Source organism: Variovorax nitratireducens (genome assembly GCF_051216545.1).
Classification (GTDB): Bacteria; Pseudomonadota; Gammaproteobacteria; order Burkholderiales; family Burkholderiaceae_C; genus Variovorax.
This window is the reverse complement of sequence record NZ_JBPJZO010000001.1, coordinates 807,252-818,205: the sequence shown is the minus strand read 5'-3', so window position 1 is coordinate 818,205 and position 10,954 is coordinate 807,252. Positions and strand designations below refer to the sequence as shown.

Annotated in this window: 12 protein-coding genes; 8 read left to right on the top strand and 4 right to left on the bottom strand. The window is 66.4% G+C overall.

The window, feature by feature from the left end:
* The first annotated feature begins 143 nt into the window (after positions 1-143).
* Positions 144-737: a hypothetical protein gene (locus ACSFA8_RS03795; protein WP_435478171.1), complete on the top strand. Its 594-nt coding sequence runs from the start codon at positions 144-146 to the stop codon at positions 735-737.
* A 26-nt stretch (positions 738-763) separates the two neighbouring features.
* Here the strand turns inward: ACSFA8_RS03795 and ACSFA8_RS03790 are convergent, their stop codons facing one another.
* On the bottom strand, positions 764-1,216 hold the full coding sequence (locus ACSFA8_RS03790; protein WP_435478170.1) for a CBS domain-containing protein: 453 nt from the start codon (positions 1,214-1,216) through the stop codon (positions 764-766).
* Positions 1,217-1,363: 147 nt separating this feature from the next.
* Here ACSFA8_RS03790 and ACSFA8_RS03785 point away from each other — a divergent pair, with 147 nt between their 5' ends.
* Positions 1,364-2,674: an O-acetylhomoserine aminocarboxypropyltransferase gene (locus ACSFA8_RS03785; RefSeq protein ID WP_286545843.1), complete on the top strand. Its 1,311-nt coding sequence runs from the start codon at positions 1,364-1,366 to the stop codon at positions 2,672-2,674.
* Positions 2,674-3,480: an alpha/beta fold hydrolase gene (locus ACSFA8_RS03780; RefSeq protein ID WP_435478169.1), complete on the top strand. Its 807-nt coding sequence runs from the start codon at positions 2,674-2,676 to the stop codon at positions 3,478-3,480. The genes ACSFA8_RS03785 and ACSFA8_RS03780 overlap by 1 nt, the downstream gene beginning before the upstream one ends.
* A gap of 36 nt (positions 3,481-3,516) precedes the next feature.
* On the opposite strand, the gene ACSFA8_RS03775 is transcribed toward ACSFA8_RS03780, so the two are convergent.
* Positions 3,517-3,888, bottom strand: a complete 372-nt coding sequence (locus tag ACSFA8_RS03775) for a thioredoxin family protein (RefSeq protein ID WP_435478168.1) — start codon at positions 3,886-3,888, stop codon at positions 3,517-3,519.
* A 27-nt stretch (positions 3,889-3,915) separates the two neighbouring features.
* On the bottom strand, positions 3,916-5,133 hold the full coding sequence (locus ACSFA8_RS03770) for a YihY family inner membrane protein (RefSeq protein ID WP_435478447.1): 1,218 nt from the start codon (positions 5,131-5,133) through the stop codon (positions 3,916-3,918).
* A 108-nt stretch (positions 5,134-5,241) separates the two neighbouring features.
* Here ACSFA8_RS03770 and ACSFA8_RS03765 point away from each other — a divergent pair, with 108 nt between their 5' ends.
* The 5 genes from ACSFA8_RS03765 to xth all read left to right on the top strand — a co-directional run bounded on the left by ACSFA8_RS03765 (position 5,242) and on the right by xth (position 9,263).
* The gene (locus tag ACSFA8_RS03765) at positions 5,242-5,652 is read left to right on the top strand and encodes a DUF2069 domain-containing protein (protein WP_286622151.1); all 411 of its coding nucleotides are present in this window, start codon (positions 5,242-5,244) and stop codon (positions 5,650-5,652) included.
* Entirely contained in the window at positions 5,649-7,082 is a 1,434-nt protein-coding gene (locus ACSFA8_RS03760; RefSeq protein ID WP_435478167.1) for an FAD-binding oxidoreductase, read from the top strand. The genes ACSFA8_RS03765 and ACSFA8_RS03760 overlap by 4 nt, the downstream gene beginning before the upstream one ends.
* Positions 7,079-7,909, top strand: coding sequence for a thymidylate synthase (locus ACSFA8_RS03755; protein ID WP_435478166.1), 831 nt, complete (start codon positions 7,079-7,081; stop codon positions 7,907-7,909). Before ACSFA8_RS03760 ends, ACSFA8_RS03755 begins: the two co-directional genes overlap by 4 nt.
* Positions 7,910-7,913: 4 nt before the next feature.
* Positions 7,914-8,417 carry a dihydrofolate reductase gene (locus ACSFA8_RS03750; protein WP_435478165.1) on the top strand — a complete coding sequence of 168 codons (504 nt, stop codon included), beginning with the start codon at positions 7,914-7,916 and terminating at the stop codon, positions 8,415-8,417.
* Positions 8,418-8,489: 72 nt separating this feature from the next.
* The gene (xth, locus tag ACSFA8_RS03745; protein WP_435478164.1) at positions 8,490-9,263 is read left to right on the top strand and encodes an exodeoxyribonuclease III; all 774 of its coding nucleotides are present in this window, start codon (positions 8,490-8,492) and stop codon (positions 9,261-9,263) included.
* Positions 9,264-9,394: 131 nt separating this feature from the next.
* Here xth and ntrC read toward each other — a convergent pair whose 3' ends face one another.
* Complete coding sequence (gene ntrC / locus ACSFA8_RS03740; protein ID WP_435478163.1) at positions 9,395-10,936, bottom strand: nitrogen regulation protein NR(I); 1,542 nt, start codon at positions 10,934-10,936, stop codon at positions 9,395-9,397.
* Between the last annotated feature and the right edge of the window lie 18 nt (positions 10,937-10,954).

The window sequence follows — 10,954 nt, the reverse complement described above, 5'->3', positions numbered from 1 at the left end:
GGCATCCTTGCGCCCGTTCAAAAAAAAGGGAGAGAACCATGGCGCTGTGCGCATCGAGGCGGTCTGTTGTTTTATCGTTCGCGGCCGTCGCCGCGCTCGCGCTGGCGGGCTGCGGCCACAGAACTCCACCGGCGCCAAAACCGGTGCTGACCCGGATTCAGGTTCTGCCCGTCACATCGCCCGACCGTCTCTACACCTACAACAACCTGGTCGCCGGGCTGCTCTGGGCATCCATCGCCAATCGCGTCAAGACCAATCTGTTCGACGAGAAGATGGAGGCCGAACGCAAGGCCATGGGCCCGAAGATGACGGCAGCCCTGATAGAAGCACTGCGCGGCCAAGGCTACGAGGCCGCCGTCATTGCAGTGCCGAGCGGCTACAAGGACGCCGACTATGTCGATGTGACCCAACTGCCCACGCGCGATCCGGTGCTGTACGTGCAGTTTGGCGAAACGGGCATGGACTCAGGGCGGCTCTCGTCCTACTACCTGCCGCGCGTCAACATCGGTGCGACGCTGTCGGCCCCAGCCTCCGGCGACACCCTCTTCTCCACATCGCTCTACTACGGCGCCGATGCGAGCGGAAATGCCGCGTGGAGCATCGAGGCCGAGCCGCGCTTCCGGTTCCCGAACTTCGACGCGCTGATGGATCGCACGCCGGAGGTGATCGAAAGCTACGACACGGGAATGCGGCTGATGGCGCGCCGCGTGGCGCAGCAGCTCAAGAAAGACTACTGAACGAGGCGCCGCGGCCGCGCCTGCGCTCAGTTGCCCGGCTCTTCCTCGGCCGGCCAGTCGCGGATGTAGGCCTTGAGCATCTTGTTCTCGAAGTTCTGGCTGTCGACCACCGCCTTGGCCACATCGTAGAAGCTGATCACGCCCATCAGCATGCGCTTGTCCATTACCGGCATGTAGCGGGCGTGGCGCTCCAGCATGATGCGGCGGATTTCGTCGAGGTCGGTTTCCATGGTGCAGGTGACAGGGGCATCGTCCATGGCCTTGCGCACCAGCGTGCCGCCGACCTGGCCTCCGTTTCCGACGATGGCGAGGATCACCTCGCGGAAGGTCAGCATGCCGACCAGATCGCCGTGCTCCATGACGACGAGCGAGCCAATGTCCTTTTCCGCCATCGCCGAAACCGCGGTCGACAACGACTCCTCGGGCGTGACGGTGAAGAGCGTGTTGCCCTTGACGCGCAGGATGTCGCTGACTTTCATGATGGTGCTCCTCGGGACTCGGCGGCGATGCCGATTTGAATATAGCCCAACTCACTCACAATAGCCGCCGAAACAAGCCCCGCGGCGCCGCTGCAGCCGATGCATCGGTAACCGGGCGTTGCCAAACAAGACCCTGAAAGGCTTTCCATGCCCGGCTATTCCGACCCCGGCTTCGACACGCTCGCGTTGCACGCAGGCGCGGCGCCCGACCCCACCACCGGCGCGCGCGCCGTGCCGATCCACCTGACCACCTCGTTCGTATTCGAGTCGAGCGACCATGCGGCCGCGCTGTTCAACCTGGAGCGGGCCGGCCATGTCTACAGCCGCATCAGCAACCCGACCAACGCGGTGCTCGAACAGCGCGTGGCCGCGCTCGAAGGCGGCATCGGCGCGATCGCCACCGCGAGCGGCCAGGCCGCGCTGCACCTGAGCATCGCGACTCTGATGGGCGCGGGCTCGCACATCGTGGCGAGCACGGCGCTCTATGGCGGCTCACAGAACCTGCTGCACTACACGATGCGGCGTTTCGGCATCGCAACCACCTTCGTGAAGCCGAACGACCTGGATGGCTGGCGCGCCGCGATCCGGCCGGAGACCAAGCTGCTGTTCGGCGAGACGGTCGGCAATCCCGGCCTCGACGTGCTGGACATTCCTGCCGTCGCCGACATCGCGCACGAAGCCGGCGTGCCGCTGCTGGTCGACTCCACCCTCACCTCGCCCTACCTGATCAAGCCCTTCGACTGGGGCGCCGATCTGGTCTACCACTCGGCCACCAAATTCCTGAGCGGGCACGGTACGGTGATCGGCGGCGTGGTGGTCGATGGCGGCAGTTTCGACTGGGAGCGTTCGGGCAAGTTCGCCGAACTCACCCAGGCCTACGACGGCTTCCACAACATGGTGTTCAGCGAGGAAAGCACGGTCGGCGCGTTTCTGCTGCGTGCGCGGCGCGAGGGCCTGCGCGACTTCGGCGCCTCTATGAGCCCGCACACGGCCTGGCTGATCCTGCAGGGCATCGAGACCCTGCCGCTGCGCATGGAGCGCCACATCGACAATACCCAGAAGGTGGTCGAATTCCTGGCCGCGCACCCCTTTGTCTCGCGCGTCGGCCATCCGCTGATCGAATCGCACCCGAGCCATGCGCTCGCCAAGAAGTTGCTGCGGCACGGCGCCAAGGGTGCGGGTGCGGTGTTCAGCTTCGACCTGAAGGGCAGTCGCGAGCAGGGCAAGAAGTTCATCGAGGCGCTGAAGCTGTTCAGCCACCTCGCCAACGTGGGCGACTGCCGCAGCCTGGTGATCCATCCGGCCAGCACCACGCACTTCCGCATGACCGACGAGGCGCTCGCCGGTGCCGGCATCTCGCAGGGCACGATCCGGCTGTCGATCGGCCTGGAAGACCCGGCCGACCTGATCGACGACCTGAAGCGCGCCCTCAAGGCCGCAGAAAAGGCGGGCGCGTGATGGAACTCGTCGTCAATGGCCATCGCACCTGGTGCTACACCGGCGGCAAGACTTTCGATGCAGCAAAGCCCACGGTGGTGTTCGTCCACGGCGTGCTGCATGACCACAGCGTGTGGATCCTGCAAAGCCGCTGGTTCGCCAACCACGGCTGGAACGTGCTCGCACTCGACCTCCCGGGCCATTGCAGGAGCGAAGGCCCGCCACCCGCGAGCGTGGAGCAGGCCGCGGACTTCGTGATCGCGCTGCTGGATGCGGCAGGTGTCGAAAAGGCCGCGCTGGTCGGCCACAGCTTCGGCTCGCTGATCGCGCTGGAAGCCACGGCCCGCGCGCCGCAGCGCGTCACGCACCTCGCGCTGGTCGGCACTGCCTACCCGATGGTGGTCTCGCCCGCGCTGCTCGACGGTGCGCTGAACGACCCGCAGCGCACGATCACCCTGGTCAACAACCTGTCGCATTCGCTGCTGGCGCCGCCCCCGTCATCGCTCGGCCCGGGCACCTGGCTCTACGGCAGCTCGCGCGCGCTGATGCGCCGCGTGCTCGCGAGCAACCGGGAGGCCAACGTGTTCCACATCGGCTTCAAGGCCTGCAACGACTACGCGAACGGCGAAGCCGCGATCGCGTCCGTGCGGTGCCCCGTGCTGTTCCTGCTCGGCGCAGCCGACCAGATGACGCCGCCGCGGGCGACCAGAACCCTCTCCGGCAAAGCACCCGGCGCGAAAGTGGTCACGGTCAACGCCGGGCATGCGCTGCTGTCGGAGGCACCCGACGAGACGCTGTTTGCGCTGAAGGACTTCCTGGGCGCCTAGGCTTCCTCGGCTCCTGGCAACCGAGCCGGTTGACCTTCAGGGCCGCACTTCGAAGCGCCCCGGCGCAGCGTGCAGCGCCGAAAGCAGCAGGTTCACTTCCGCGGCGGACGGCTGCGCGGGCTGCAGTGCCGACAGCATGCGCGACAGGGTCTCGGCGTGCGGCAGCAGCGGCCCGATGAAACGGGTGCCGTCGCCGCCTGCGACCAGGATCGTCGGAAAAGTCTCGACGTCGAAATCGTCGGCCAGCTCGGCGTGGTCTTCGATGTCGACCCATGCAAAGCGAAGCCCCGGGTGCGCCTGCGCCACCTGCTCGAACAAGGGCCGGTACTCGCGGCAGGCGCCGCACCATTCGGCGCAGAGGCACACCACCCAGAGGGCGTCGGCGGGGGATTGAAGCAGGGCGTTCAAGGCGATCGGATTATCGGTGGCGCCGCGTTACAGCGCATCGCGCAGCCGCAGGCGGGCCAGCGGCGCCTTGGCCCAGACCGGTGCGAGCGCTTCGGTGGGCGGCATCAGCAGCTCGGCGAGCAGCGGGTGCAGCGGCGTGGTGTCGGGGTCGGCCAGCAGCACATAGCGCGGGTCTTCGTTGTCGGGCTCTTCGGCCAGCGGCGCGATCCAGTCGAGCGCCACCAGCGTTTCGAGCACCGGCAGCACTTGCAGCCTGTCGACCCGCATGCGCTGCACCAGTTCGCCGACGCCCAGCCCTTTGGTCGGCGTGGCCTGCGCACGGTGCAGGTGCTGCAGCGCCTCGACCGCAAGCTGGAACGGCCAGCCGGCCGCGCCGCCGCGGCGCGCCACGCCGGTCATCAGGCTCGGCAGGTAGGCCGCGATCACGGCGCCGAGCAACACGATGACCCAGGCGACGTAAATCCACACCAGCAGAATCGGCACCGTGGCAAACGCGCCGTACAGCACTGAATAGGTCGGCACCTGGCTGATGTAGTAGCCCAGCACGCGCTTGGCGATCTCGATCGCGGCCGCCACGAAGAAGCCGCCAGCCCAGGCATGGGCCCACTTGACCGAGGTGTTGGGCACATAGTGATAGAGCGAGGCCATGCCGGCCGCCAGCAACGCGAACTCGAAGGTGTCGAACAGCAGCTTGAGCAGCCTGAGGGCGGCGCCGCCCACCACGTCGCGCGAGGCCGAAAACACATACGAGGTGGTGCTGAGGCTCACCGCCAGAATCAGCGGCCCGAGCGTGATCGCGGCCCAGTAGATCAGCACGCGCTGCGCAAAGGGACGTGGCGTGCGCACGCGCCAGATGGTGTTGAGCGTCTTGTCGATGGTGAGGATCAACGCGATCGCGGTCACCAGCAGCACCAGGAGGCCTGCGATGCCCAGGCCGCCGGCCTTGCTCGAAAACTGGTTCAGGTAGCCGAGCACCTGGCGCGCGATGTTCTCCGGAATCAGGCTTTCGACGAACCAGCGCTGCAGGCCGCCCTGCATCTTCGAGAACATCGGGAACACCGTGAACAGCGCCAGCGCCACGGTGAAAAAAGGCACCAGCGCGATGGTGGTGGTGAAAGTGAGGCTGCTGGCCGTCAGGCCGAGCCGTTCCTCGCGAAACCGCTCGCCGAGCACGGCCGCAGTGTTGCGCCACGGAAAGTGCGAAAGATCCCCCATCCACTGCTGAAAATTCATGGCCGGTATGATAGGTGGACGCCCTCCCCCCCAAGCTGCGCGCATTTCGTGTCGCTTCGCGAGCGGAAGCCGGTTCCGCGGTGTTTCTGGCATTGAATACCCCGCCGTCGAGCGCCTGACATGACAACCACATTGCCGCCGCTTTCGTCTTCCGTTGCGCTGACCCGCCGGCTCGCCGTCGGCAGTCTGGTCGGTCTGATCGTGCTCGGGCTGGCCTGGGAAATGTGGCTGGCGCCGCTGCGCCCGGGCGGCTCGGTGCTGGCGCTCAAGGTGCTGCCGCTCGTGGTGCCGCTGGCCGGCCTGCTCAAGAACCGCATGTACACCTACCGCTGGGTCAGCCTGATGGTCTGGCTCTATTTCACCGAGGGCGTGGTGCGCGCCTGGAGCGACGTGCTGCCGCTGAGCCGTGGCCTGGCACTGCTCGAAGTGCTGCTGTGCCTCGTGCTCTTCGCCGCCTGCGCCTGGCACGTGCGGCTGCGCCTGCGCAACGCCGCCGAAGCCCAACGCCTGACCGAGGCCCCTGCCCCATGACCGACCTGATCGACCAGTTGCGCGCCGTTGTCGGCGCATCGAACGTCCTCACCGAAGGCGACCTCACCGCTTTCGAGCAGGATTGGCGCAAGCGCGAGCGCGGCAAGGCGCTGGCCGTGGTGCGGCCGGGCAACGCGCAGCAGGTGGCCGACGTGGTCAAGGCCTGCGCGGCGGCCGGCACGTCGCTGGTGCCGCAGGGCGGCAACACCGGTCTCGCGGTCGGCTCGACACCCGATGGCAGCGGCACCCAGGTGCTGCTGAGCCTGCAGCGCATGAACGCGATCCGCCAGATCGACGCGGCCAACCTCACGGTGACGGTCGAAGCCGGCTGCATTCTGCAGACCCTGCAGGAAACGGCCGAGAAGGCCGGTTTCCTGTTTCCGCTGAGCCTGGCGGCCGAAGGCAGCTGCACCATCGGCGGCAACCTGGCGACCAACGCCGGTGGCACGCAGGTAGTGCGCTACGGCAATGCGCGCGACCTGTGCCTGGGCCTGGAAGTCGTCACGCCGCAGGGCGAGATCTGGGAAGGCACCAGCGGCCTGCGCAAGGACAACACGGGCTACGACCTGCGCGACCTGATGATCGGAAGCGAAGGCACGCTGGGCATCATCACGGCCGCGACGATGAAGCTGTACCCGATGCCCGCCGCGCAGCTCACCGCCTGGGCCGCAGTGCCGTCGCTTGATCATGCGGTCACGCTGCTGGGCATGGCGCACCAGCGGCTCGGCGCCGGGCTGACCGGTTTCGAGGTGATGGGCCAGTTTGCACTGAGCCTGGTGGCCAAGCACATGCCTCAGCTGCGCGTGCCCTTCATCGGCGACGACGCCACACCGTATTGCGTGCTGCTCGAGAACTCCGACAGCGAATCCGAAGACCATGCGCGCGCGCGCTTCGAGGCACTGCTGGAAACCGCGTTCGAAGACGGCTGCGTCACGGACGCCGTGGTGGCCGAAAACCTCACGCAGGCGCACCAGCTCTGGCACATCCGCGAGAGCATTCCGCTCGCGCAGGCCGAAGAGGGTTTGAACATCAAACACGACATCTCGATTGCCGTCTCGCGAATCCCCGAGTTCGTCGCCAGCACCGATGCGCTGCTGCAGCGCGAGATTCCGGGCGTGCGGCTGGTCAACTTCGGCCACCTTGGCGACGGCAACCTTCACTACAACGTGCAGGCGCCGGCCGAGGGCGATTCGAAGGCGTTCCTGCGCGACGAAGAAGAGCGCGTCAACGTGCTCGTGTACGACGCGGTCGCCCGGTTCGGCGGCTCGTTCTCGGCCGAGCACGGCATCGGGGCGCTCAAGGTCGACAAGCTCGAAAAGCACAAATCCCCGGTCGCGCTCGGCATGATGCGCGCCATCAAGCGCGGGCTCGACCCGCAGAACATCCTGAACCCGGGGCGCGTGCTCCGGTCGGAGGCCTCTTCCACATGATCCGCCCCATCCGCTCGCAGTACGAAGACTTCATGCGCCACGTCGACACGCATGGCGTGCACAAGGGCGACCGCACCGGCACCGGCACCAAGAGCGTGTTCGGCTACCAGATGCGCTTCGATCTGAACGAAGGCTTTCCGCTGGTGACGACCAAGAAGGTGCACCTCAAGTCCATCATCCAGGAACTGCTCTGGTTCCTGACCGGCTCCAGCAACAACAACTGGCTCAAGGAACGCGGCGTGACGATCTGGGATGAATGGGCGCGCGAAGATGGCGACCTGGGCCCGGTCTACGGCGTCCAGTGGCGCAGCTGGCCGACACCCGACGGCGGCCACGTCGACCAGATCGCCGATGTGATCAAGACCCTGAAGAGCAACCCCGATTCGCGCCGCATCATCGTGAGCGCCTGGAACGTGGCCGAACTGCCGAAGATGGCGCTGATGCCCTGCCACGCCTTCTTCCAGTTCTACGTGGCGCCACCGCAGGCGCCGGGCGAGCGCGGCAAGCTGAGCTGCCAGCTCTACCAGCGCAGCGCCGACATCTTCCTTGGCGTGCCCTTCAACATCGCGAGCTACGCGCTGCTGACGCACATGGTGGCGCAGCAGTGCGACCTTGACGTGGGCGACTTCATCTGGACGGGCGGCGACTGCCACATCTACAGCAACCATGCCGAGCAGGTCGCGCTGCAACTGAACCGCGCGCCGCATCCGTACCCGACGCTGGTCATCCAGCGCAAACCGCCTTCGATCTTCGACTACCAGTACGAGGATTTCGAAGTGGTCGACTACCAGCACCACGCCGCGATCAAGGCGCCGGTGGCCGTTTGAGCGCATGACCCGCATCAACCTGATCTACGCCCGCGCCGCCAACGGCGTGATCGGCATCAACGGCACGCTGCCCTGGCACCTGCCCGAAGACATGGCGCACTTCAAGCGCACGACCATGGGCTGCCCGGTGATCATGGGCCGCAAGTGCTGGGATTCGGTGCCGCCGAAATTCCGGCCGCTGCCGGGTCGCACCAACATCGTGATCACACGCCAACCCGGCTGGAACGAAGCCGGAGCCCGGCGCGCATCCAGCCTGACGGAAGCGATTTCGCTCTGCGACGATGCCGCCGAGGTGTGGGTGATCGGCGGTGCGCAGATCTATGCCGAGGCAGCGCCACTGGCACAGCGCGCCCTGGTCACCGAGATCGACCGCGACTTCGATGGTGACGCCTATGCACCGACGCTCGGCAGCGAGTGGCAGGAAACCGTGCGCGCATCCCATGTGTCGAGCAATGGGCTGCGGTTCAGCTTCGTGACCCTGGAAAAAGCTGGCGTGTCGCTCGACTGAGCGGCAGGGCTGGCAAATGCGCGCGGTTGGGTGATGCGCAGGCCAACAACAATCAGGTAAGTTACGGCAATCATGAAAATTGCCACCTGGAACGTCAACTCCCTCACCGCCCGCCTGCAGCATGTGCTCGACTGGCTCGTCGCCAACCCGGTCGACGTGCTGTGTCTGCAGGAGCTCAAGATGAGCGACGACAAGTTCCCGCTCGAGGTGCTCAAGGCGGCCGGCTACGAGGCTGCCGTGTTCGGCCAGAAGACCTACAACGGCGTCGCGATCCTGAGCCTGGCGCCGGTGCGCGATGTCGTGAAGAACATCACCGGCTTCACCGACGAGCAGTCACGCGTGATCGCGGCCACGCTCGACACGCCGGCCGGCGAGGTGCGGGTGGTCAACGGCTACTTCGTCAACGGCCAGGCGCCGGGCAGCGAGAAGTTCGAATACAAGATGGGCTGGCTGCGCGCGCTGCGCGACTGGCTGCGCGAGGAACTGGCTGCTCACCCGAATCTGGTGCTGCTTGGCGACTTCAACATCGTGCTGGAAGACCGCGACAGCTTCGATCCGGTCGGGCTGGCCGAAACCATCCACCACACAACCGAAGAGCGTGACCAGTTCAAGGCGTTGCTGAAGCTGGGCCTGACCGATGCCTTCCGGCTGTTCGACCAGCCGCCCAAGAGCTACTCGTGGTGGGACTACCGCATGCTCGGCTACCAGAAGAACCGAGGCCTGCGCATCGACCACATCCTGGTGAGCGAACCGCTGGTGCCGCAGGTGAAAAGCTGCGTGATCGACCGCGTCCCGCGCAAGTGGGAAAAGCCCAGCGACCACGCACCGGTCGTGCTGGAAATCTAACCAACTCCGCCCCCTGGAAAGCACTGCGCTTTTTCCAGAAACACCGAGGAACCGGCTCCGCCGGTCCGCCGGTGTTGCCCCCGGCAGGGGGAAGGAGGCTACACGAAGTGAGCAAGCCTGGGGGCGAGCAACTACTCTATGCCGAGTTCCTGAATCTTGCGCGTGATCGTATTGCGGCCGATGCCGAGTTTTTGCGCGGCCTCGATGCGGCGGCCGCGGGTGTTGGCCAGCGCGGTCAGGATCAGGCGCGATTCGAAGCGGCGCGACAGCGCATCCCACACGTCGTGGCGGCCGGCGGCCAGCAGAGCCTGCGCTTCGATCTCCAGCCCGGTCTCCCAGGCATCGCTGCGCGGCGCCTCCTGCGGCACTGTTTCGGTCGCGGCAGGCGCAGCGTGTGCCGGGGCCGACGCAACAGGCGCCAGCGGCTCCCGCTCGGCCGGCGCGCTGTGGGTGGTCGACACCGGCGCCGCACCGAAGCCGCTCGAGGTGGCTTCGACCGCAGCGCCCGCAATCACTTCCGGTGGCAGATCCTTGGGCTCGATCAATTGCGCCGGCGCCATCACCGTGAGCCAGTGGCAGATGTTTTCGAGCTGGCGCACATTGCCCGGAAAGCCGAAGGTCGACAGCTGAACCAGCGCCGCGTCGGAGATGCGCTTGGGGTCGACGCCGAGTTGCTTGGCGCTCTGCTGCAGGAAGTGGCGCGTCAGCGCAGGCACGTCTTCACGCCGCTCGCGCAACGCAGGCAGCCGCAGCCGGATCACGTTGAGGCGGTGAAACAAGTCTTCGCGGAAGCCGCCGTGCTTCACGCGCTGTTCCAGATCCTGGTGCGTCGCCGCGATCACGCGCACGTTCGCCTTGACCGCGTTGTGGCCGCCGACGCGGTAGAAGTGCCCGTCGCTCAACACGCGCAGCAGGCGCGTTTGCAGGTCGAACGGCATGTCGCCGATTTCGTCGAGAAACAGCGTTCCGCCATCGGCTTGCTCGAAGCGGCCGCGCCGCATGGTCTGGGCGCCGGTGAAGGCGCCGCGCTCGTGGCCGAACAGTTCGCTCTCCAGCAGATCCTTGGGAATCGCTGCGGTGTTGATGGCCACGAACGGTCCATCGGTGCGCGGCGAATGCTTGTGCAGGGCACGCGCCACCAGCTCTTTGCCCGAGCCCGATTCGCCGGTGATGAGCACCGTCACATTGCTCTGCGAGAGGCGGCCGATGGCGCGGAACACGTCCTGCATCGCTGGGGCCTGGCCCAGCATTTCAGGGGCGGCCACCATGCGCTCTTCGGCCACTTCCTCGCGCTGGCTTTCGTCGACGGCGCGGCGAATCAACTCGACGGCACGCGGCAGATCGAAGGGCTTCGGCAGGTATTCGAAGGCGCCGCCCTGAAACGCCGAAACGGCGCTGTCGAGGTCGGAGTACGCGGTCATGATGATGACCGGCAGGCCTGGGTGCTTGATCTTGATCTTGTCGAGCAGTTCGAGGCCCGAACCACCAGGCATGCGGATGTCGCTCACCAGAACCTGGGGGCCCTGGGACTCGTCGTCGTTGGCAGCCTCGAGCGCCGCCAGCACTTCGCGGGTGTTGGTGAAACTGCGCGTCGGCAGGTTCTCGCGCAGCAGCGCTTTCTCGAGCACGAAGCGTATCGATTGGTCGTCATCCACTATCCAGATCGGCTTCATGCAGTTCCTTGTCGCCCT